Origin of the sequence: Telmatocola sphagniphila (assembly GCF_018398935.1) — a bacterium.
Taxonomy (GTDB): domain Bacteria; phylum Planctomycetota; class Planctomycetia; order Gemmatales; family Gemmataceae; genus Telmatocola; species Telmatocola sphagniphila.
This window is the reverse complement of the sequence record NZ_CP074694.1, coordinates 1,739,973-1,761,900: the sequence shown is the minus strand read 5'-3', so window position 1 is coordinate 1,761,900 and position 21,928 is coordinate 1,739,973. Positions and strand designations below refer to the sequence as shown.

General features: G+C 53.1%; 18 protein-coding genes. 9 read left to right on the top strand and 9 right to left on the bottom strand.

The genetic code is table 11. From position 1 onward, the window contains the following. Window position 1: 1 nt before the first annotated feature. From KIH39_RS07125 to KIH39_RS07115, 3 genes are read right to left on the bottom strand one after another with little or no spacing between them, the layout of a single operon-like run. Window positions 2–571: a hypothetical protein gene (locus KIH39_RS07125; RefSeq protein ID WP_213498602.1), complete on the bottom strand. Its 570-nt coding sequence runs from the start codon at window positions 569–571 to the stop codon at window positions 2–4. Further along, window positions 568–1,698, bottom strand: coding sequence for a hypothetical protein (locus tag KIH39_RS07120; RefSeq protein ID WP_213498601.1), 1,131 nt, complete (start codon window positions 1,696–1,698; stop codon window positions 568–570). The genes KIH39_RS07125 and KIH39_RS07120 overlap by 4 nt, the downstream gene beginning before the upstream one ends. Further along, on the bottom strand, window positions 1,668–2,276 hold the full coding sequence (locus tag KIH39_RS07115) for a 4Fe-4S single cluster domain-containing protein (RefSeq protein ID WP_213498599.1): 609 nt from the start codon (window positions 2,274–2,276) through the stop codon (window positions 1,668–1,670). The genes KIH39_RS07120 and KIH39_RS07115 overlap by 31 nt, the downstream gene beginning before the upstream one ends. Before the next feature lie 348 nt (window positions 2,277–2,624). Here KIH39_RS07115 and KIH39_RS07110 point away from each other — a divergent pair, with 348 nt between their 5' ends. The 7 genes from KIH39_RS07110 (at window position 2,625) to KIH39_RS07080 (ending at window position 12,432) form a co-directional block, all read left to right on the top strand. Beyond that, a complete protein-coding gene (locus KIH39_RS07110; protein ID WP_213498597.1) occupies window positions 2,625–3,053 on the top strand; it encodes a hypothetical protein in 429 nt (142 codons plus the stop codon). A 32-nt stretch (window positions 3,054–3,085) separates the two neighbouring features. After that, window positions 3,086–4,357: a hypothetical protein gene (locus KIH39_RS07105; RefSeq protein WP_213498596.1), complete on the top strand. Its 1,272-nt coding sequence runs from the start codon at window positions 3,086–3,088 to the stop codon at window positions 4,355–4,357. Window positions 4,358–4,513: 156 nt separating this feature from the next. Beyond that, window positions 4,514–6,973, top strand: a complete 2,460-nt coding sequence (locus KIH39_RS07100; protein ID WP_246539584.1) for a DUF4159 domain-containing protein — start codon at window positions 4,514–4,516, stop codon at window positions 6,971–6,973. 90 nt (window positions 6,974–7,063) lie between these two features. Continuing rightward, window positions 7,064–8,254 carry a bifunctional glutamate N-acetyltransferase/amino-acid acetyltransferase ArgJ gene (gene argJ / locus KIH39_RS07095; RefSeq protein ID WP_213498594.1) on the top strand — a complete coding sequence of 397 codons (1,191 nt, stop codon included), beginning with the start codon at window positions 7,064–7,066 and terminating at the stop codon, window positions 8,252–8,254. A 6-nt stretch (window positions 8,255–8,260) separates the two neighbouring features. Beyond that, window positions 8,261–9,229 carry an ABC transporter ATP-binding protein gene (locus KIH39_RS07090; protein WP_213498592.1) on the top strand — a complete coding sequence of 323 codons (969 nt, stop codon included), beginning with the start codon at window positions 8,261–8,263 and terminating at the stop codon, window positions 9,227–9,229. Further along, window positions 9,226–10,200, top strand: a complete 975-nt coding sequence (locus tag KIH39_RS07085; RefSeq protein WP_213498591.1) for an ABC transporter permease subunit — start codon at window positions 9,226–9,228, stop codon at window positions 10,198–10,200. The genes KIH39_RS07090 and KIH39_RS07085 overlap by 4 nt, the downstream gene beginning before the upstream one ends. Before the next feature lie 66 nt (window positions 10,201–10,266). Continuing rightward, window positions 10,267–12,432, top strand: a complete 2,166-nt coding sequence (locus tag KIH39_RS07080) for a DUF5090 family protein (protein WP_213498590.1) — start codon at window positions 10,267–10,269, stop codon at window positions 12,430–12,432. Here KIH39_RS07080 and ftsH read toward each other — a convergent pair whose 3' ends face one another. The 6 genes from ftsH to KIH39_RS07050 form a co-directional block, all read right to left on the bottom strand. Next, window positions 12,433–14,370, bottom strand: a complete 1,938-nt coding sequence (gene ftsH, locus KIH39_RS07075) for an ATP-dependent zinc metalloprotease FtsH (protein ID WP_213498589.1) — start codon at window positions 14,368–14,370, stop codon at window positions 12,433–12,435. Window positions 14,371–14,473: 103 nt separating this feature from the next. Then, window positions 14,474–15,028, bottom strand: a complete 555-nt coding sequence (locus KIH39_RS07070) for a thioredoxin family protein (protein ID WP_213498588.1) — start codon at window positions 15,026–15,028, stop codon at window positions 14,474–14,476. Window positions 15,029–15,058: 30 nt separating this feature from the next. Further along, on the bottom strand, window positions 15,059–15,925 hold the full coding sequence (uppP, locus tag KIH39_RS07065) for an undecaprenyl-diphosphatase UppP (RefSeq protein WP_246539582.1): 867 nt from the start codon (window positions 15,923–15,925) through the stop codon (window positions 15,059–15,061). Between the two features lie 160 nt (window positions 15,926–16,085). Continuing rightward, on the bottom strand, window positions 16,086–17,225 hold the full coding sequence (locus KIH39_RS07060) for a collagen-binding domain-containing protein (protein ID WP_213498586.1): 1,140 nt from the start codon (window positions 17,223–17,225) through the stop codon (window positions 16,086–16,088). 156 nt (window positions 17,226–17,381) lie between these two features. Beyond that, window positions 17,382–18,056 (bottom strand): SDR family oxidoreductase, encoded by a 675-nt coding sequence (locus KIH39_RS07055; RefSeq protein WP_213498585.1) that lies wholly within the window; start codon window positions 18,054–18,056, stop codon window positions 17,382–17,384. Window positions 18,057–18,071: 15 nt separating this feature from the next. Beyond that, window positions 18,072–19,331: an LL-diaminopimelate aminotransferase gene (locus KIH39_RS07050; protein ID WP_213498583.1), complete on the bottom strand. Its 1,260-nt coding sequence runs from the start codon at window positions 19,329–19,331 to the stop codon at window positions 18,072–18,074. 203 nt (window positions 19,332–19,534) lie between these two features. Here KIH39_RS07050 and KIH39_RS07045 point away from each other — a divergent pair, with 203 nt between their 5' ends. Next, window positions 19,535–19,840: a hypothetical protein gene (locus tag KIH39_RS07045; RefSeq protein ID WP_213498581.1), complete on the top strand. Its 306-nt coding sequence runs from the start codon at window positions 19,535–19,537 to the stop codon at window positions 19,838–19,840. Window positions 19,841–19,925: 85 nt separating this feature from the next. Beyond that, on the top strand, window positions 19,926–21,920 hold the full coding sequence (locus tag KIH39_RS07040) for a PPC domain-containing protein (RefSeq protein WP_213498580.1): 1,995 nt from the start codon (window positions 19,926–19,928) through the stop codon (window positions 21,918–21,920). The last annotated feature ends 8 nt before the right edge of the window (window positions 21,921–21,928 follow it).

Genomic DNA, 21,928 nt, shown 5'->3' with positions numbered 1-21,928 from the left:
GTTAGACTTCGAGCTTGATGGTGAGTGAACCCGTTTCGGGATCTTCGCTAATCTCTTGAATCTGGCCCATACTGGCCGCTTTTTTCTTGAGGGCCGCCCGAGTGACGGCGTTGACGATCCGGTCGAGTTCCTCCGAGGTTTTCTGAACCGATTTTTCCAGCTTTTCGCTGGTCAATTCCTGCAGTCGCTTCTGCTCTTCGCCGAGCTTATTTTCCAGATCGGCCGCAATCTCTTTTTTAAGTCTGGCTTTCAACTCTTCTTGCGAAGGCCCCAGGTCATCGAATCCCAGACAGTCCCGTTCCGATTCCACTTCGACCTCGGAGGAGTGCACCGCGCCGACTTTCACCTCGCCGGTCTTGGGATTCACTTCAATATTTAACCCCTGTTTCTGCCGAACGAGGATTTCTCCTTGCTGGGTGAAACCACGTTGGAGGAGTTCTTCCTGCAAAAGCGCTCGCATCTGCTCGGCGGGGAGAATTTCCAGAAGTTCGAGTTCCGCGCAAATTTCATCCGATGCGCTAATGTCGCGTTTACTGCTCTCTCGCAAACTGATCCGGTAGGCTCTGCTCATGCTGGCTTCTCCCGGGTTGCACCACTCCCGAGGCGGAGCGGTTCCGCCTCCTGGGTCAACCTTCGAACATATTCTACCAGTCGCGGTCCATTATGTTCTTCCCATTCTCGCAGCCACCACTGCGCTTTCGAATAATCTTCTTCGAAAAACGCCACAGCTCTAGCCCTTTCGGTCCACTGCCGCATTCGCTCTAGAACTCTCGGGACTACTATCGCCTGACGATGGACCAGCAAGCGATCCGACAGTTTTGTCGGAATATCTTGATCCTTCAACTGTTCTATCCAGAATTCGAGTGAGAGAGATTGGTACTGGAAGAGGGAATTCAGCATCCTTAACAGAAATCGGGCCAGATCCCATCGGCCGGAGCTCTCGACCGCTTTTAAATATCCATCGAATAACTTTTCATACACCGAACCCAGCCTTTTCATATTCTCCCAGGAGTGGATACTACTCTTGGCCTTTTCCGCTTTCAGCCACTCCTCACTCAAATAGCCTTGCAACGCATCCAGGATCATGGCGTATTGGCCGCGCATCCACGGCTCCCAGTCACTGATAACATCTTCTGGATACTCCTGAAAGTCGGTCGGGTAGGCAAGCTGAACGAGCGGATTCTGCTGAAATAACGGTAATCTTAGCAGAACGGCCATGACTTCCTTTTCCGGCCGCGCCTGGCGATAGAACAGGAAAAAATAGAGCAGGTCCCCGGGAGACAACTCCTTCGACGTGATGGCCTTCTGCGATTCGAACTGGCCAATTCCCAAGGCTGTGAATTGAACCAGGATTTCCGGTAATCGACTTGAGAAGTGCAGACTTAAACTCTGCCTCTCATTGCGCTTCCAGACGGGTCCGGGCGGGAGCGATTCGTTCCAAGCCTTTTCATTTTTCCAGCCGCCCAGTCGTGCCAGCGACGAAGCGCAACCTTTACGCAAGGAGTCCTTCAACAATTTGCTGGTGTCGGAGGTGAATCGCCGATGTAAGAAGGAAGGGGTTTGCAAATACTTGCGAAATTGCTGGCTGGCGGCTACCGGGAACGGCAGTCGAGCCAGCGTAATTAGTCTTGCTTCAAATGCATCAATTTGGACCGGAGAGGCCAGATTCATTCCGACAGGGGCTTGGGTCTTCTCCATAAGGCTTTTCCGCCGATTGAGGGGAAACCATTCACCGAGAGTTCATTGCCAGATACCCGAATCTCCAGTGTATTCGATTTCTGCCAATAGGAATCATTCGGCTTGTAGCGATCGGTTAAAAAATGGATTCTCTGATTCGTAGAGCCAATCCAGCGGCGTTTGGTATCCGGCTGATCTTTCAGATAACGACCATCGATCAAAATATCTGTAACCGATAATAGCTGCTGCGCGGCGGGATTCAATCTGGATTGGATCTCTTCGATCGTATAGCCGCTGAAAACTACAACGCTGAGATTGCGAATCTTAATTTCCGAAGCTAACGCGGCCACCGATTCCAGTTGGGCCAGAGGTTCCCCCCCGAGGAATGTGACCCCTTCGATTCGATGTTTCTGGTGGGCCAGTTCCACCTGCTTCACAATTTCTTCAATTGAAAGCAGGGTGCCGCCAGTTTCAGGTATAAATTCCGGATTGCAGCATCCGGGACAATGAAGTGGGCAGCCTTGGGTCCAGATCGCGAAACGCCTACCAGGTCCTTCTGCCTCGGTACAATCGACAATTTGAGCCGTCTTGAGAAACATACCGTCTGTTCACTATTGTGTGGGTCAATATTACCACCGGAATTATAGATAGGCCCATCGGGCGAAGTCTATTCTGGCAGAGAAATTGTCTAGAAGCAGGGGTAATCGCTTCACTATTTCCAGTGCAAATTCGGCAGTTTCGGCGCGATCTCAATTTTTGTTTTTGAGAGTATTTTACCCGAAAAGACAGATGGTTATAAAGTCCGCAATCTACTGGCAGGAATCCGCGTTCGAATTGGCTGGGCAGTTGGACATTTTTTCGAACTTCTGAGCATCTCGAATAGTCCTCGAAACGTTGATTATTGGCTTCGATTAGTAGAATGGGAGTAAGGAAGAGGGAACAAGCGGATGGCGAGAAAAACTAATAAGACTCAGATCGTCGCTTTTAAGGTCGAAGAGGATCTCGCGGATTTTTTGAATAAGTTGCCCAACAAAAGCGACTTCATTCGAAAAGCGATTGTCGCGCAATTCGGAATGGAATGCCCGCTTTGTTCCGGCACTGGGGTGGTGCCGTGCGGAATCCACAACCACTACAAGCAGGTCATAACCGACAATAACACCCACCCCTGCGAGAAGTGCGGTGGCGACGAACCTTTCCCCATGAAATCGGAAGGGATTGCCAAAACGGATCGCAAACGCTTGGAACAATTTCTGCATGGCGGCCCGCTCTATTGCAAGAACTGTTACGAAAAACTGCCGGCCTGCGATGACTGCGGCTGGCATCTACCGGTCGAACTGGCCGCCGATCACGTGCGAAAAGCTCATACTCAGAATTAGCCGCGCCGATGCCAATCCCATACCGTTTCTGAATGGATTTACCACGACAGAGTTTGCAGGGACGTCTTAGCGCTTGGGCCATTCTCGGCTTGGTGTTCGCTCTTTGTGCGGGCGTCTTTCTTCGTTTGGTCTGGGTTGAGGACATCGAGTATAAGGGAGACGAAGCCTGGACCTTCCATAGGACTTTGGCCACCGATCCTAACGATCCGCATCCCTGGCTTGGCATGCCCACCAGTTACGATCTTCGCCATCCCAGTGGTACCGTCTACATTTTTGAGGCACTCGCCTGGCTCTTTCAGACTCGTACACCGTTGGAGTTGGCCCGGGCCTGTCAACTCACGAATTGTGCGGCTGTACTCCTGGTCGCAATCTTTGGCCTATTTTGCGTACCGAGACCGGAGCGAGAATACTGGCTCTGGGGAAGCGTTTTCGCTGCAGTGAATCCCCTCGCTGTGGTACTCCAGAGAAAAATCTGGCCCCCGTCGATCGCTCCACTCTTCGTGATGCTCTTCACCATGGCATTTTGGTATCGTTCGAGCCGGATTGGCGCCTTCTGCTGGGGATTGAGCGGATTATTACTTGCACAGATTCATCCGGCCGGGATGTTTGTGTCCTTGGGCTTCGCTCTATGGGTATTTTTGTTTCAGAGAAACTCGGCACGCTGGCTTTACTGGGTCATTGGCAGCAGCATCGGCCTGCTTTTACTGGTTCCCTGGTTGCGATACGCTTTTGAAACGATGGCCATCAATCCGATTAGTCAGCGGAAACCAGGAAACGCTTTCGAATTCAAATTCTGGACGCGCTGGATATCCGAAGCTTTTGGTTTCAGCCTGAGCTACTCCCTGGATAAAGACTTCCCGAGATTTCTTGCAGGACCGAGGGTGGCCGGGTTTCCGACATATCTCATCGGAGCACTGCATGTTTTTCTTGGGTTAGCTATGGGATATTTTGTTTGGAAGGGGGGGAATAAAGTGTATTCGCTTCGAAAAGATTTAGGTTCCCTGCTTCGCGATCCCGCATCCCCGACGCGTTTTACGATCTTGGCCGGGGCCCTCGGCTTCGGGCTGATATTCACCTTGAGTCTTCTGCCCGTGCATCGCCACTATATGCTGCTCACTTTTCCTTTGATGTACGTCAGTCTCGGTTACGTGGGCTTGCGTTTCGGACCCGGTCGATGGTTCTTAGTGCTGATCGCTTTGAGCCAGTTGTTGATTTCGCTGGCATTTCTACTGCTGATTCACGAGACGCCTGATGCGATCCAGGGGGATTACTGGAAGCCATATCGAATGACCGTCGGGAAGTAACAGCATACGTCGAGGGTTACTCGGGGTTTCGAGCGAACGATTATTTTTGCTTTTTAATAATAAAAATTGAAATCGGTTTGTACGTTTCAAATTTGAAGCGGACAATAACGAAGGAACCTGTTGGAAACACCAAGTCTTTGCTGGAGGCAGGGAATTATGCTCAAATTCCGATTAATGCCGGGTCGAAAACTCGTTGCAGCCCTGCTGACGACCACCTTGCTCCTCACCGGGGCGGGGCGAGCCGCCGCACAAGCCAAAAAAGTGGAAGAACCTCTCGCGGATAAAGTCCGCGATGCCATAGATCGCGGTATCCTGTTTCTCAAAAAAGCCCAGTCTGATCGAGGCAATAAAACCTGGAACTGGGAAAACAATGAGTTATCCCTCGCATTTCAGGGAGGTTTCACCACGCTGACCATGCTGGCGTTGCTCACCGCCGGGGTTGACCCGAAAGATCCGGTCATCCAGCGTTCCGTCGATTATCTCCGATCCCTGCGAAGCACTTCCACTTATGTCATCGCACTTCAAACGATGGCCCTGGCGGAATTGAAAGATCCCAGGGATCTGGACCTGATGCAGGAAAATGTCAAGAAACTTTTAGCCTACCGAGTCCGTGTCAACGGCAAGCTTGATGGGTGGAGCTACGGGAACAATTCCCTGTCTCAAGGAGACGGCTCCAATACTCAGTACGCCATGCTCGGGCTCTATGCGGCCAAAAAAGCGGGCGTCACCATCGAACCCAAAGTCTGGGATGAGATCAAGGAATTTTACGAACAGGCTCAGCGCCAAGAAGGAGTCGATCAGGGCTTCTGGACTTACTACACGAGAGAGAAGGGGCACGATAATCGACAGACCATGACCCCGGCCGGGATTTCCGGGTTAATCATCGCTGGGGAACAGCTGGATGTCAGCAAACAGGATTTCGACCCCAAAACCGGGATTGCCAAGAATTGCGGCGTCTACGACGAAAGTGAAGCGATTGCCCGAGGACTACGCTGGATGAGCGTTAACGGCCACTTCAGCTTTCGTTCCGGAATGCATAGCTTCTACAACATCTACGGTCTCGAACGGGTGGGCCGGTTATCGGGTCAGCGCTTCATCGGAGATCACGACTGGTATCGTGAAGGGTGCGAGATACTGGTGGGACAGAATCCGATGTTCGTCGATTTCGCCCAGCGACCCGATGGTTCCTGGGGCTCTCCTTCGGGCGGGGTCGATGGGAGCAAGGTGCTAAGTACGAGTTTCGCACTGTTGTTTCTGTCCAAGGGCCGCACGCCCATCTTGATTTCGAAACTCGCTTTCAACGCCCGCAACGGCGATGAAAACTCCTGGAACAACAAACGCAGTGATTCGCGGCACCTCGTTGAATACTCCAGTCGGGAACTTTTCAAAAATATTCCGCTGGCTTGGCAAACTTTTGATTGCCGGAAAACCAATCTCCCAGATAAAGAAGTCTTCGATCAAGAGCTCTCCGCGCTGGTGCAATCGCCGATTCTCTACATCACAGGGCACAAAAAGCCGGAATTGACCGATAAACAGATCGAAATATTAAAACGCTACATCGAGGAAGGGGGGTTCGTTTTCGGCCATGCCTGCTGCGGTTCCAAAGAATTCACCAATGGATTCCACGAACTGATGGCCAAGATCTACCCGGACAGCCCCTTGATGCCTTTGCGGGCCGATCACCCGGTCTGGACGGCACACAAGGTCGTGAAACCGAACTACTTCGATCCACCACTCGAAGGCATTGAACGCGGCTGCAAGACCATCGTAATGTTCAGCCCGGCCCCGCTCGCGGGCTATTGGGAAGAAAGCAAATACGATCCGGCCAATGCCGCGGAAGCCAAAAACGCCGTCGGCCTAGAACGAGGCAACATGGCCTATCAGCTGGCGGGTAACATCATCGCCTACGCTACCGGTTTGGAAGCTCCGCAACCTCGTTTGACGCGCAAGAAGATTCTGGATGTGAAGGACGATAAAGTCATTCCCCGCGATTCGCTGCAGATCGGTCAACTGCGGCACGATGGCGACTGGCAGCCCGCCCCTCAAGCCATGCGACAACTGGCCGCGTATCTGCGTGATTCCGCCAAGCTGGATATCAGCCTCCGAAAAGACGAAGTGCGCATGAACAGCGACGCGATTTTCGACCATCGCTTCCTGTACATGCACGGAAGAAAGAAATTCACCTACGATGATGAGGAATTGCGGAATGTTCGCGGCGCTCTCACCACCGGTGGTGTACTCTTTGCGGATGCGTGTTGCGGGAAGAAGGAATTCGATACCGCTTTTCGTGAATTCATAGCCAAAGTTTTCCCCAACGAGCGCTTGCAGAGAATTTCCACGGAAGATTTCCTCTTCAGCGAATCCCTCAACGGCGCGAAGATCGAATCGGTCCGCTGCCGAACCGAAAAGCCGGATGGCTCGCCGAATGCCGAATTTGAAACGATGCCGCCATTCCTGGAAGGGATAAAAATCAACGGCCGCTGGGTGGTGATTTACAGTAAGTATGACATCGGTTGCGCGTTGGAAAAACACAAGTCGAGTGCCTGCATGGGACACGATTTCGACAGTGCCTTAAAAATCGCTTCTGCCGCGCTCCTCTATTCGCTGAAGCGCTGAGTCATATCGTTTTCCGTAGGTCGGGTCGTGCGACTCGTGGTGTAAAGGATTCTGTCGGGCGAATTTGTCCGACCTGCGAGAAATTACAGAATGGAAGAATGGCAACTGGCCCAAGGTTTCAGTTACTCCGGGATAGTCAGTAAGCTACGTAACGAACCAAATCGTCGGGATTTGGCCGTTATCTATTCGAAAAGCCCCGCGGCCGCCGCGGGCGTTTTCACTCAGAATCGCGTGGCCGCCGCGCCCGTGCATATCTGCCGCGAACGGGTTCCTTCTTCGAAAATTCACGGTATCGTCATATGCTCCGGCAATGCAAACGCCTGCACCGGGGATCAGGGCATGGCCGATGCTCGCCGTATGACCGAACTTGCCGCGAACAAACTCGGTTGCCAGCCGGATCAATTCCTGGTCTGCTCCACCGGCGTAATCGGCCGACCATTGCCGATGGCGATTATGGAAGCTGGTATACCTTCGGCTGTGGATAGACTTTCCGCAGATAAAGCGGGCTTGAACGATGCGGCCCATGCCATTCTGACTACAGATACGGTAATCAAGGTGGCGACTCGGAAATTGATGCTGGGGCAAGATCGCATTTGCATCACCGGATTCGCCAAAGGGGCCGCCATGATTGGCCCCAACATGGCCACGATGCTCGGGTTCGTGATGACCGATGCCAGCGTCGATCCCAAGGATCTGCAAATGATTCTGCGAAATTCCGTGGAGCACACATTTAACTGCATCAGCGTGGAAGGGCATACCTCCACCAACGATACCGTCCTGATACTGGCGAATGGTCGAGGCGAACCGCTGAGTGGTGAACGCTTGCAGCAGTTCGCCATGGCCGTTCAGGAAGTCTGCTCCGAATTATCGCGCGGGATCGCTTCCGATGCCGAAGGGGCGAAGCATCTGGTGATCATTGACGTTGTGGGAACGCGCACGGATGCCGAGGCGAAAACGGTTGCCAAGACCATCGCCGATAGCGCTCTGGTAAAGACCGCCATTTTCGGGGCAGATCCCAATTGGGGTAGGGTGGTTTCGGCGGCCGGTTATTCCGGGGTAATATTCGAGGAAAAGGATCTCTCCCTGACGATGGGGCCAACGTTGCTTTACGAACGCGGACGGCCTTTACCCTTCGATGCCAAGATCGCCTCGGCCTATCTTCGCGATAACCGAACAGTGCACCTAAAGCTCACTTTCACGCTCGGTGAGGGGAAATGCACTTTCTACACCTGCGATCTGACCGATGAGTACGTTCGATTAAACGCCGATTACACGACCTAAGGGCCCATGAGCGATTTCATCAGTCTCAACTCGATTCAACGTCACTTCGGGGTCTATCACGCTCTGAAGGGAATCACGCTGGAATTGCAGCCGGGTCGGATCGGTCTTTTAGGTCCCAACGGGGCTGGTAAATCGACTCTTTTAAAAATCCTCATGGGGCTTCTCTCTCCTTCCTTGGGAAGCGGCACAGTTTTAGGAATCCCGCTTCGCGCCGGGAACAATATCCAGGGAAATATGGAGCTTCGCCGATTGATCGGCTTCATGTCAGAAGCCGATTCGCTTGTGCCAGGCTTAAAAGGCGTGGAATATGTCACACTCGCCGGGGAATTGTGCGGCATGCCCCGCCGGCAAGCTCAACGCCGAGCCCATGAAATACTGACTTATCTGGAAATGGAAGACGCCCGCTATCGCAAGCTGGAAGAATACTCGACCGGTATGAAACAGCGAATCAAGCTCGCCCAGGCATTGATCCACGATCCACCGGTGCTGCTCCTGGACGAACCGACCAGCGGTCTCGACCCTGCCGGCCGCGATGCGATGCTGAGACTGATGCTGGAAATCGGACGAGATTTCGGAAAATCGATTATCGTTTCGACTCATCTGCTCGCCGATGTGGAAACCGTCTGCGATCAGGTCGTGCTGCTCATTAACGGTCAAATTCGGGGGCAGGGGACGGTGGAAGAACTCTGCTCGCGAAGACAGGACCGATATCGGTTGCAAATTCAGGGAGATCGCGAAAAATTCGCCGGTTTCTTGCGCGATCAGGGCGTCGAAGTTCTCGATGAGACGATCAAAGGGGAAGTTCGAATTCAGGTTTCCCGCGATTGGGCCCCCCAACAGGGCTTTGAGCTGGCTCGTAAATCCCAGGTGGTTCTGCGCGGCATAATTCCCGACGATGAAACGCTCGAGGAATTGTTCCTGCGATCCGTGGAAGGGGCCGAGACTGAGAATCTGTTAGCTGGAGGAAAAGTATGAACGCGCCCGCTCAATCTCACGGGCAGCAGGGGGCCGGCCTATTGCGCTATCGGCCCTGGCGCGGCACTTTTCGAGGTCCTCTCACGGGCGTCTGGGCGATTGCTCGCGGCTCTCTCACCATCATCTTTCGCAGAAAATTATTCTGGTGGTTGTTCGGCTTGGCCACACTGACGTTTTTGTTTTACTTCTTCGGCCAGTATCTGCAGGTGTTCATCGAGCAGAAGATAACCGACGGTACGATTAGAGTGGGAGGCCTGTTTCAAAGGCAGGTGAATCCCGAAATCATCATGAAGAGCCTTCGAGATGGCCTTCAGTTGAATGGAACAGCAGATACTTACGCCAATCTGATCTGGTTCGAAGGTTACATTGTGCTGGTCATCATGGCCTTCACCGGCTCGATATGCGTGGGCAACGACTTTCTTCATGGGTCGCTGCCGTTCTATCTTTCCAAGCCGATCCACCGTTGGCACTACATTCTCGGCAAAGCGCTGGCGATTGCGATCTTGATCAATTTGATGACTACTTTACCGGCCTTGGCTCTCTATATCGAGTACGGTTTCATCGAGTCCTGGGAATACTACTTCACCGCCTGGCGTCTACTTCTGGGGATTCTGATCTACGGTGGGGCAATTACTATCGTCCTCGGCTCGCTCTTGCTGGCGCTGGCCTCCTGGCTTCGCAAAACCGTGCCGCTGGTGATGATCTGGACGACCTTATTTATTCTCGGCAAGGCGCTGGCTTCCTGGTTCGTCGACGGCTTGAAACTTTCGGAACGCTGGCGGCTCTTTGATCTCTGGAACGATCTCTATTTGCTGGGACACTGGTCATTCGGCAGCCCTCCGAAAAATTTGAGACCTTCCTGGCAGATGCAGCCGCAATACCACGAAGCGGCGCTCGTGCTTGCCGCGGTGACTCTCGTCTGCTGTTTTTATTTGCACCGTCGAATCCGGGCCATTGAAGTGATCGTTTGAAAATTCCCTGATTACATTTTTCCTGGCATTTGATTACTATCTTTCCGGGACTAAAACGAGTGCATCATGGAAGAGACACCTTCGCTTCGTAAAACCGTATTTGAGTATACGCTCGCCGGTATTCTCAGCCTTCTGGCCGTGGGAATTCCGATGAAGCTTTGGCAGGCCGATCCGCACGTTCCTTTCAGCTATGAAGGGGATGCCATCCAACATCAATTATGGATCGAAACCATGATTGAAACCGGCTGGTATCGCTACAACGAACGCTTCGGCGCCCCGGACGGGATGGATCTCAACGAATTTCCCTCAGCGGATATTTTGCACTATGCAATTCTCTGGCCGCTAGCGAAAGCTTTTCCCGATCCGGCGCTGGTCTTCAATATTTACTATCTTCTGGGATGCGTGCTTACTTCTTGGACGACACTCTTCGTTTTACGACAACTCGGCCTGCGTTTTTTACCCGCATTGATGAGCAGTTTGCTGTTCACCTGCCTGCCTTTTCACTTCATGAGGATGGGGCATTTCTTTCTAGTGTCCTATTGGCCGATACCACTGGGAATTCTGCCGGCGATACGCCTCTATCAAGGTCGCCCACTGTCGAAGATTGGAACGTTGATCATCGGCCTGATTCTGGGCCTCTCCGGCATCTACTTCGCCTTTTTCAGCTGTTATTTTCTGCTGCTGTGCGGCCTATCCCGATCTCTTCTGGATCGCCAATGGAAGCCACTCCTGAAGTCCATAGCCTGCATCGCCGTAATATTCACCACGCTGCTGGTTGCCTTATTCCCGGCCATTCAACACAAGCGTAAATCTCCCTTTAATCCGGATGCGGTTTATCGCCTCCCTGCGGAGTCCGAAACACTCGGCCTGAAGATGATGCAACTGCTGGTTCCCGTCACGGGTCACCGCTTGCCGCTCTTTGAGAAGTTCAAAGAACATTACTCTTCGCGTACGCCGATCAATACCGAAAATCAAACTGCCACCCTCGGCTTAATCGGGGCGGTGGGCTTCAGCTACCTGCTCCTGCGTTTTCTGCTCTTGGCTCGCCGGCCAGTCGGCGAGTCGGAAAATCGCCTTCTCGATGCACTAGCTCTACTCGCGGTGGGAGGCTTTCTTCTGGGCACCGTCGGGGCCTTTGGCTCCTTCTTTGCCTTCTTCGTCAGTCCCTGGATACGCGGCTATAACCGTATCAGCGTCTTCATTGGTTTATTCGCCTTAGCCAGCGTTGCTCTATTCTTGAATTACCTGTTGACTCAGCGGGCCACGACGACCGTTCAAAAAACTCTGGTTGGTCTCCTCATCGCTCTGCTGACCGTTCTCGGCGTGGCCGATCAGACGACCCCCCGATTGATGCCGCATTTTGAAAATCTCAAACGTCGATACACCAGCGACAAAGAATTCACGGCCAACGTCGAACGCGACATTGAACCGGGGAAAATTGTCTATCAGCTTCCGTTTCGGCCTTATCCGGAAGCGGAAGGGGAGCCGCAGGGGATTCTGTTCAAATGGACCGATCTCTTCCGGCCGCAATTGCACTCGCGAACCTTGCACTGGTCCTTCGGGGCACCCCGCGGTCGTTATGGCGATGCCTGGGCTAAACGCATGGAATCCAAGCCCGTCGAAGAGCGCTTGATTGCCCTGGCCGATGCCGATTGTGCCGGGGTGATGGTATTTCGGGAAGCCTACAAGGATAACGCCGTCGAGATGGAACGGCTTTTAAGCCAGAAGCTGAAAACGCAGCCGATCGTTTCGCCCGACGAGCGGATGAGTTACTTTACTTTAAGCAATCTGCAAGCGCGGCGGATTGCTTCCCTGGATCCTGAGGAGTGGGAAAAAGTGCATCGTCAGGAGCGTTACCCGGTGCTGGGCCTCTGGGGCAAAGGAGCGGGAATTGAATTCGAAGGGTTGGAAGGCATCGGCCGATTCTGCGACTCTGGCACCGAATTACGGCTGGTGAATCCGACCGAAGTCGAACGCAAAATACGCCTGAGAATCGAAGTGAGATTGAAATCGCGAACGGAGAAAGATCCCGAGATGGAAACTCCGGAAAAAGAAGCGACTATCACTCTGGTGGATGGCCAAACCGACCCGAAATTCCCCATCACTGAGCAGTTGACCACACTGGAACAGGACTGGTTGATTCCGCCGGGCGAAAAGAAGATTCGGATCGATTGCTTCTCGACCCGCAAGCATCACTTCGAAGTCTACAAGGTGGAATGCATCGACCAGTGATCAGGGAATCTCGGCTTTGCTTTCCAGAAGAGTCTTCATCGCGGCTTCCGTGAGCGGCGCCCCAACCCGGGATAGAATCTGATACAGTTCCCGACCTTCAATAACCTCTTTATCGATCAGGCATTGCGCCAACTCGTTGAGGGCCGGCTGGTTATTGGCGATGAGGTCTCTCACTGTGCTAACGCATTGTTCGATGATGCTGCGAACTTCCAGATCGATCTCCCGGGAAGTCTGCTCGCTGACGTTACTTTTCTCCATGAAGCCCGGAAGAAACGAGTTCTGTTCCCCGGCGTGGTAAACCCGGCCCAGTCGGCTCATGCCGAACTCGCGAACCATGCGCTGTGCGATGTCGTTGACAGTCTGAAGATCGGAAGTCGCGCCGGTGGAGATTTCACCGAGGATAATTTCTTCGGCAATGGTCCCCCCTAGAGCAACCTTAATCCGCGCTTCAAGTTCATGCCGGGTAATCAGCGTGCGATCCCCATCCGGTCGTTGAAGTACATAGCCGCCGGCCATCCCTCGGGGAATAATTGAGACCTTGTGAACGGGATCGCAGCCGTCTACCACACAGGCCACGAGTGCGTGTCCGGCTTCGTGCACGGCGACCCGATTTTTCTCTTCCGGTCGCATGACACGGCTACGGCGCTCTAAGCCGACCGCGCCACGTTCGACGGCCTCATCCAGTTCGCTCATAGTCACGGACGATTTACCCCGTCTAGCCGCCAGAAGAGCCCCTTCGTTTACCAGATTGGCCAGATCGGCCCCCGCAGCGCCCGGCGTGAGAGCGGCGATCTTGCGAAGATTGACATCGGGCGCCAGTTTCACCGTTCGCGCATGAACTTTCAGAATGGCTTCCCGGCCGTCGATATCGGGCCGATCCACAACCACAGTACGATCAAATCGGCCCGGCCGGAGCAAGGCGGCATCGAGCGTTTCCGGGCGGTTGGTGGCCGCCATCAGAATGACGCCGCGATTGGTGTCGAAGCCATCCATTTCCACCAGGAGTTGATTAAGAGTCTGTTCCCGTTCTTCGTGGCTCATCATGGAATTCGAGGAGCGAGTCTTACCCATGGCATCGAGTTCGTCTATGAAGATGATGCAGGGAGCATTCGACTCGGCGTCCCGGAACAGATCCCGGACCCGGGATGCTCCGACGCCGGCAAAGAGTTCGACGAAATCGCTGCCGCTGATGCTGAAAAAGGGGACGCCCGCTTCACCCGCCACTGAACGCGCGAGCAGCGTTTTTCCGGTACCGGGTGGGCCGACCAAAAGAACGCCCTTGGGGATGCGGCCTCCCAGAGCCTGATATTTTTCCGGTTTCTTGAGAAAATCGACTACTTCTCGCAATTCCGCTTTCGCTTCATCAATGCCCGCCACGTCTTCGAACGTAATTTTCGTACTGTCTTTTTGAGCAAAGACTTTGTGACGGCTGCGGCCGAAAGAAAAGGGCGAACCACCGAAAAATCGCATCGAAAGAAACAAAATCGCCACGCCTCCCGCCAGCATCAACGCCAGCCAGAGAAACGTACTCAGTGCGGTCTGGATCGGTTTGTCTTCTTCCTCGGCCTGATAATCGACGACGTATTTATCCAGAAGCGGGTAGAGTTGTTCGTCCCGTTCGACGCCTAGCCTAAGAACCTTGAAAGAAGTGATATGGGGCTGATCGCTCTTGGGTTCCACATCCTCGGGGCCGGCAATATTATCGCGGGTGATGATCTCCCCGCGAATATCGTTGCGGCCCACTTTCAGGCTGCGGAACGTGATACCGGGGGCGCCGATCAGCTGTTTGAATTTTCCGTACGGAATCGTCTGAATCGTCGGTTCTTTGCTCTGATACCAAAGCATCACACCGAATAAGGCGATGACGAGAATCGGGGCGTAGTTCAAGGTGAAAGAAGTACGCTTGCGTTCGGGTTTATTACCGGTCGGGTTTTCCATGCATCACAATGGCGAAGTTTCGACGATTTTCCTTGGAGTTGTTTTAGCGAACTGACTCCGCCGTGTGCGTAAAACCGGCGGAATCCCGGGAATTGGATCGAAATTAATCGCCATGCTTGGTTCGCAGGCGGGGAGATAGGCGGAGAATCCATTGCACCCGTTCAAACTCGTTGAGCCATTCCTGAACGATTTGCGCTAGCGCGTCCTTGCCGACAATGCCGCTGCCGCAGGCTTCACCGGTCTGCTGTTCGACCATGCGGCGATACTGCGAAAGAGTCCGCTCGCCATAGCGGGAAACCTCCATGCCATCTTCGCTGAAAAACACCGCCACAGGCACGCGGTTGCCCCCATTGATCTTCAAGGCAGCCTGAACATCCGCATGGACATCCCGATCCAGATAGCGAATTTTCAAGCAAGGCGCAATTTCCGCGAATCTCTCAAACGCCGGGCACTGTCCGGAGCAATCGCCGCACCACGCCCCGGCCAGCACCAGGACGGGCGTTTCCCGCTTGAATTGCTTGAGCAGGTTTTTTTGATCTTCCGTCAGTGCGATCTGATTGAACGTGCGGTCCCAACGTTCTTTATGGGCGGGGATGCCATGCTTGGTCAGAAAGTCCGATAGCGGTAAGGCCGCGCTGAATTTTTCAAAGAGATTCATTTGAAAGTACCTTCCAATACTTCGATGTTATTATTCGGGTTCTTCGAGAGGCGAGATAATGCCTTGCTGAACCAGTACGATCAGCAGGATCGCCAACAGAATTCGGTAAACGATAAAAACGGTTGTCGAGTAGCGTTTGAGAAACCCGATTAACCAGGCGATGGCAAAGTAACCGACGATTCCGGACACCACGGTAGATACGACAAGATTGATGATGCCTTCTTGCGTGGCAAACAGTTCATGGCGATCTTTATAAAGCTTGTAGAGTCCCGCGGCGGTGATCGCGGGCAGACTCAGCAAGAACGAAAAGCGGGCCGCTGCTGCCCGATCCAAGCCGGAAAAAAGTGCCCCGCTAATAGTTGTTCCCGAACGTGAGGCACCCGGGAATAATGCTAAACATTGAAATAACCCCATGGTGATCACGTTGAAGAATCCTATTTCGGATTCCGGCTTTCCAGGATTCCCCGCTTTTGCCTTTCTATGCGAATAAATTTCCGCGGCCCAAAGCACCAGGGCGAAGAAGCCGATGAAAAAGGCCACCCAGCGCAGGTCTCGAAATTCGTTTTTGATTTTATGTTCTAAGAGTAAACCGCATACGCCCACCGGCACAGTGGCAATCGCAATCATCCAGGCCAACTTCGATTCGTGATTGCTGGCCAGCTTGCGGGCTTGCACGTCTCTTTTCAAGCCGCCGAGCAGATGAAGAATATCCGCGCGGAAGTACCAGATCACAGCCACCAGCGTGCCCATCTGAATAACGGTCTCGAAAGCCTGTCCGCCGCCGTGATCCCAACCGAGCAGGGGAGGGGTGATTCTTAAGTGGGCGGTACTACTGATTGGCAGGAACTCGGTTAGTCCCTGGACGATTCCCAGAATTATCGCGTGAACTAATGTCATTCGCTGGTCGCCTTTCTGATTTTCACAGACAGGTTCAACTTATCGAATGAGAGGCGAGGACCAATGTGCGTAAAGAGATTTTTTGACAGAAGATAGGCCGTAAAAATGAAAACGGCTCGTAAAAATCACTTCTACGAGCCTTGGCAAGTCCTTCAAAGGCTTAGGCACCGAAACTGTAACCGGTCGCCTTGGCCCCACTGGTCAAATCGATGTTATAAATCGTCGCCGTGTCGCCTGCCATCAAATTGCCCCCTGCGTTTCCAGCGGTGGCGTGTATGGTGCCATGTGCCCGGGAAGCCGTCAGCTTATAAACACCGGGAGGTACGGCAGCGAACGAGAAAGTCCCCCCCTTGGAAACCATTACATCTCCAACGACGGCTCCGGTGGTCTGATTGATCAACTGAACATGCACCTGGCCGCACCCACAAATCGATGTGGAGATGCTACCGGATAAGCTGGCAGGTTGAGTCGGGTTGTACAGACAGCCGCAGACTTCGATATTCGGTGGCACCCAGTTCAACTGGCCGTAGCCGCACATCGAATTGGCTACCAACGTTCCGTTGATCTGGCCGTTGTCAAATTTTACATTCGCGTTGGGTGCGAGAATGCTTCCTTGAATTCCTACTCCGTCCAGCACCAGCGATTGAGCATCGACGAAATTCAACAGAACGTGATCGGCGGTAACGCCGCCCTGGAGTTGGAAGCCCATGAACTTCATGCTGGCCGACATTCCGTGCACATTCACGATAACCGTGGATCCTGCCGGTGCATTAATCGTAATACCCCAGGAGCTGGATAGCTGGGAGGCATTGAGCGAGAAGTAATTGGTGCCCGTGCTGGTTCCAGTGAGGATGAGTCCACCCCACTGATTGACCACGGTTCCGTTGGAGGGCTTGTTCGCGAGGGCTTCCGAAGTGCTAGTCAATGATGCCTGAGCCGCCGCAAAGTCAACGACTCCCGACTTCTGGCTGATGGTTCCGCCATTCGTCCCAAACCATTTAGTGGTCAGGGTGCCGCCATATGTTACACCGCCGCCGTCCACTTGTCCGTTGGTAAAGTTCAGGTTACCTCCGACGACCAGTTCCGGACCGGCGTTGGAGATTTTGTCGCCCACGGAGTAACCCGTCAGCGAAACATTCCCCCCGGCGGCCAGCTTTCCCTGGACGTCGGAATATGACGCATCGTAATTATTGAAAAAGAAACCGTTGTATCCCGAAGCGACGCCCAGAACGTTCGTTGCCATCAGGGCGCGAGATTCCAAAGCGGTCAAATTTAACGTAACTTTTTTAGTTGCTAACATTTTCGATTCTCCCGATTATGACCTTTAATTGGTATAACCGAGGTAGAATTTGACAGCAAGGGAAATATGTACTAGGAAGTCGGATTGTAACGAATACTCGTGCGAGCGCACGAGTATTCGTCCCGGCCTGAAATTTCTTCTATATTTTTAGGTTAATTACAGTACAGATAAGGACTTACCGTTATCCTTTGCGGATAACCCGAGAAGTAGCTGAACCGCCTTTTCGGCCCAGGCTTCCGGTTTTGGATAGTTACTGGCCGTGTCCGCCCAAGCCTGTCTTAACATGTCCGTATCAATCGTACCCGGATTCAAAGGGACGGCACACATTCCGGGTGGCAATTCCTGAGCCAGGGCCTTAGTCAAACCTTCAATTGCATATTTGCTGGCGCAGTAGGGGGCTACCTGTGGCGAAGTCGAACGCCCCCAACCCGAGGATAAGTTGACGATCACTCCCCGCTTTTGTGAGACCATCGCCGGTACGAAAGCCCGAATGACGTTGGCCACACCTTTTATGTTCACATCAATTAAACGTGAAAATTCTTCCTCGGAGACTTCCCAGAGATTGGCCGGAGTGGTCATAACAGCAGCGTTATTAATGAGCAGATCGGGCGAGCCGACGGAGAGCAGAATTCGACTCGCCCAGCGCTGAACCGCCCGAAAATCGCGAACATCCAGTGCCTCAAAATCGTGTGGGGCCGGGAAAGCGGCGGAAAGAGAGGCGATGTTCGCCTCATTTCGGCCGCAACCGTAAACCGTGTGCCCCTTTTTTGCCAGCGGTGCAACCAAGGCTCGACCAAGCCCGCGAGTCGCTCCCGTAATGACAATCTTCATTTTCCCTTCGCTCCATTAGGCAAATTGAAGCTTCAGGCGACCCAGTCGCTCCACAGTTTCTTTCATCAGCTGATCTTCCTCGGCCTCATCCTTGGCGATGTAGGTCGCCGAGAAACGCAGATAGGGACCCGCGTCATCCCAGGGCACGCAACAGACCGACTGTTCGTGAATGAGAAAAGTGCTGACCTCCTCGGCATTCTGGAATTTCAGCTCGCCCGCCGAAATCGGAGCCTTGGCATAGAGGAAATAAGACCCTCCGGGCATCTTGGCCTGGAATCCCACAGCGTTCAAAGCATCGACCAATTTCTTGATACGACGGCGATACTTTTCCCAGATCTGGATGGGAATTTCCGGATTTCTCAGTGCCGCTGCCGCCGCATGCTGGATAGCCATGAACTGGCCTGAGTCACTATTGTCCTTGACGTCGGCGAAGGCCTGGACGATTTTGGGATGCCCGCAGACGAATCCCAGTCGCCAGCCGATCATGTTGAAGCCCTTCGACATCGAATGGACTTCTACTCCAACTTCCTTGGCACCGTCCATTTGGAGGAAACTGAAGGGCTCGCCGCTGAAGGTCAGCAGAATGTGGGCGGCATCCTGTACGATCACGATCTGATTCTGATGCGCGAACTCGATGACCTTTTTGTAAAATTCCTTGGTCGCCACAGCTCCGGTGGGACTGTTAGGGAAATTGATAACCATCAATTTCGCGCGTTTTTTGATATCGGCCGGGATGCCATCGAGGTCCGGGAAAAAACCATTCTTTTCCAAAAGGGGCAGCCGATGCACTTCGCCGCCATAGTAGCGGGTGTGGGTACCGGCCACGGGATAACCTGGAACGGTCATTAGAGTGACATCGCCCGGGTTGATGAACACGGCGGGCAGCATCGCATAAGCCGGTTTGGAGCCAATCGCGTGGCAAATTTCCGTAATCGGGTCGAGTTTTACGCCAAATTGACGCTGCATGAACTCAGCGGCGGCTTCCTTGTAATTGGCAATGCCGTTGTCGGCATAACCGCGGTTTTCGACTTTGTCGATTTCCTTTTTCATGACCTCGCGGACTGAGGCCGCGGCCATATCGTCATTTTCGCCGATGCCAAAATCCAGCAGTTTACGCTCCGGGTGCTCCGCCAGAGCTTTCCGTTTCGCTCGTTTGATCTTTTCGAATTTGTAGATCTCGGTGCCTTTACCATATTTCGCACCACCGATGCGCTCGGCGAAGAGATTTTGAAACCAGGGATCTGCCGCAGTACTGGATGAAGGCTGGTCCGCCATGAATGAATTTCCTTGAATGCCCTAAAGATTCACTCAGATGTTATAGCGACGTTTTTTCGTTTCGCATGCAGTTTGTGCTTGACAGTTCCTGGTATCTCTGGCACGAATGGATAGATAAGAATTATCGGCGTAATCGTTACGCCACAATCATGTCGAGGGTCGGGGATATGCTACACTATTCTTGCGATGTATGTGGAAAAGAAATGCATCCCGCGACAGACGATATTTATGTGCTGAAAATGAGTGCCCACCTCGCTCCCAAATGCCACAACATGAAGGAATCGGATCTGCCGATTTCCTCGGACGCTCTGGATGAAGATGAAGTCGTGGAACTGCCTGAGACGGACGACGATGGCATTGATGATCTCGAGGAAATGATGCTCGAACCGGTGGGACCGGCACCCACTTTTAAAGAATTTCGCTACGAACTCTGTCCGCAGTGCCACAAGAAATTCCTCGAAGATCCGCTGAATCGCGAAGCTTTCAAGCTGGATTTCAGTAAGAATTGAGTTTGGCCGCATTTACTTTTAACAGATGCGATCGAATACACGCCGAACTTTCCCTCCTAATTGCTGGCCCGGTATTACATCCATCATGCACCAACGCCAACTCGCAGCGTTTCTCGTTCTTTCTTTGACATCCTTGGCCGTGGCTCAAAAAAAGCCCGATTCTCCCGCGCCGGCTTCGACAGTAAGTCTTTCGCCGCAGGCACCGGTAATTTCACCGGCGTTTCCACATGGCCTATCCCGCGGCACCAAATCGGAATTAAAAATTTCCGGAAGCAAACTGGAAACTGCCAAAGCGGTTTGGGCCAGTTTCCCGGTGCAGGCGTCCGTTAAAGCCAAATCGGCGCAGGAAGTGACGCTGACACTCGATGTCTCGAAAGAGGCCTCGGTGGGTTACCACCATTTGCGCGTGATTACCGAATTTGGTATTTCGAATGCGATTCTCATTTGCGTGGACGACTTGCCTCAGGTTTTGCAGACGTCCGGCCATCAGGACAAGAAAACGCCTCAAAAACTGACGATTCCCTGTGTAGTGGCTGGTAAAGTCGACGAGGATAAGAGCGACTGGTACAGCTTCACCGTATCTCCCGGCCAACGACTCAGTTTCGAAACCCTCGGCCATAGACTCGGTAATCCGATCGATCCCATTTTAAAGCTTTATAGTGCCGCTACCGGTCTCGAAATCCCGGGAACTTATAGTGACGATCCACCCGGTTTGCAGAACGATGCCCGAATTACCCATACTTTTGCCGAGGCCGGCGAGTATCTGATCGAAATGCGCGATACGCAATATCGGGGCGGCCCCAACCATCACTATCGGTTGCGAATCGGCGATTTTCCCGTCGGGCAAGTCGTCGAACCCCTGTACATTCAGGCAGGGAAAAAAGCGACAGTTCAATTCCCCGGAGCCAGCATAACGAAAGTGCTCGGGGTTGAAGTGACTGCTCCTGCAACTTCGCTTACCGGAGCCATTGCGGTAGTCCCGAAAATCGGCGAACTTTCGGGCTGGCCCTTGCAGGTTCGAATTTCGGACGTGCCGGAACTTTTGGAGAAAGCGCCCAACAATAAGCCGACGGAAGCGATGCAGCTTCCAGTGCCCTGTGGAGTCTCGGCCGGTTTTCAGTCCAAGGGAGATGTCGATTACTATCGTTTCCCCGCCAAAAAGGGGGTGAAATACCTCATCTCCGCAGAAACCTTCGACATCAATACCCCGGCCGAGGTCTATCTGCAACTTTTGGACAAAGATCAGAAACAACTTGCCAAGAGCGACCCGATGCAAACTACCGCTCGTCTCGAGTACGCTGCAACGAGCGATACCGAACTGTTCATCAAGGCGGAACACCTGAATTATCTTTTCGGACCGGCCGAGTTATATCACTTGATAGTGCGGGAAGATGAACCCGATTTCGAGCTGATACTTCCCCTCGACCGCTGCGAAGCTTCGATGATGACCGGGACACTGCTTCCGGTGGCCATTAAACGGAAAAACTATGGGGGAGAAATTCGACTTTCTGTCGAAGGGCCCGAGCAAGTGATCGGAAGTGTCGTAGTTCCAGCCAATTCCAATCAGGCTTTGCTTCCGATCCAACTGACTGGTTCCGATTTGAAGCCGGCCTATGTCTTCGGCGTCCTAGGCGAGATCGTGATTAATGGTCAAGTAAAACGACGCTATGCGGATCGATTGGAGGCCGTGCGAAAAGAGATGGATAATCTCTTACATCCTCCCATTCCCATTACCCGGCAGGTGGCCGTGGCGGTAATTTCCTCGCCACCGATCCGCGGGACCATTCAATTGAGTTCTCCCACCTTCAAGAGCGATAAGCCGCTGGAATGCACCATCAAACTGGAGCGGAGTGCAGCCGCTACCGAGGAAGTGAATGTTGCGTTAGTCGGTCTGCCCGAAGGTGTTACCGCTAACGTGAAACCAATCGGGAAAGGGGAGACCCAAGCCAAATTCACATTGAAGGTCGATCCCAAATTGCCGGCCGGGCGATTGCCCTTTGGAGTTCGTTTCACAACGAAGATCGCCGGGAAGGATATGGTTTCCTATTCCCCGCTTGTGGAATCATTGATCGCCAAGTGAGCGGCATT

Bases quoted from the DNA above. Each gene is read 5' to 3' on its own strand.
- KIH39_RS07055 (WP_213498585.1), bottom strand. From the start codon at position 18,056: ATGAAGATTGTCATTACGGGAGCGACTCGCGGGCTTGGTCGAGCCTTG.
- uppP (WP_246539582.1), bottom strand. From the start codon at position 15,925: ATGACATTAGTTCACGCGATAATTCTGGGAATCGTCCAGGGACTAACC.
- ftsH (WP_213498589.1), bottom strand. From the start codon at position 14,370: ATGGAAAACCCGACCGGTAATAAACCCGAACGCAAGCGTACTTCTTTC.
- KIH39_RS07045 (WP_213498581.1), top strand. From the start codon at position 19,535: ATGCATCCCGCGACAGACGATATTTATGTGCTGAAAATGAGTGCCCAC.
- KIH39_RS07110 (WP_213498597.1), top strand. From the start codon at position 2,625: ATGGCGAGAAAAACTAATAAGACTCAGATCGTCGCTTTTAAGGTCGAA.
- KIH39_RS07085 (WP_213498591.1), top strand. From the start codon at position 9,226: ATGAACGCGCCCGCTCAATCTCACGGGCAGCAGGGGGCCGGCCTATTG.
- KIH39_RS07050 (WP_213498583.1), bottom strand. From the start codon at position 19,331: ATGGCGGACCAGCCTTCATCCAGTACTGCGGCAGATCCCTGGTTTCAA.
- KIH39_RS07060 (WP_213498586.1), bottom strand. From the start codon at position 17,225: ATGTTAGCAACTAAAAAAGTTACGTTAAATTTGACCGCTTTGGAATCT.
- KIH39_RS07070 (WP_213498588.1), bottom strand. From the start codon at position 15,028: ATGAATCTCTTTGAAAAATTCAGCGCGGCCTTACCGCTATCGGACTTT.
- KIH39_RS07090 (WP_213498592.1), top strand. From the start codon at position 8,261: ATGAGCGATTTCATCAGTCTCAACTCGATTCAACGTCACTTCGGGGTC.
- KIH39_RS07100 (WP_246539584.1), top strand. From the start codon at position 4,514: ATGCTCAAATTCCGATTAATGCCGGGTCGAAAACTCGTTGCAGCCCTG.
- KIH39_RS07115 (WP_213498599.1), bottom strand. From the start codon at position 2,276: ATGTTTCTCAAGACGGCTCAAATTGTCGATTGTACCGAGGCAGAAGGA.
- KIH39_RS07125 (WP_213498602.1), bottom strand. From the start codon at position 571: ATGAGCAGAGCCTACCGGATCAGTTTGCGAGAGAGCAGTAAACGCGAC.
- KIH39_RS07080 (WP_213498590.1), top strand. From the start codon at position 10,267: ATGGAAGAGACACCTTCGCTTCGTAAAACCGTATTTGAGTATACGCTC.
- KIH39_RS07040 (WP_213498580.1), top strand. From the start codon at position 19,926: ATGCACCAACGCCAACTCGCAGCGTTTCTCGTTCTTTCTTTGACATCC.
- KIH39_RS07120 (WP_213498601.1), bottom strand. From the start codon at position 1,698: ATGGAGAAGACCCAAGCCCCTGTCGGAATGAATCTGGCCTCTCCGGTC.
- argJ (WP_213498594.1), top strand. From the start codon at position 7,064: ATGGAAGAATGGCAACTGGCCCAAGGTTTCAGTTACTCCGGGATAGTC.
- KIH39_RS07105 (WP_213498596.1), top strand. From the start codon at position 3,086: ATGGATTTACCACGACAGAGTTTGCAGGGACGTCTTAGCGCTTGGGCC.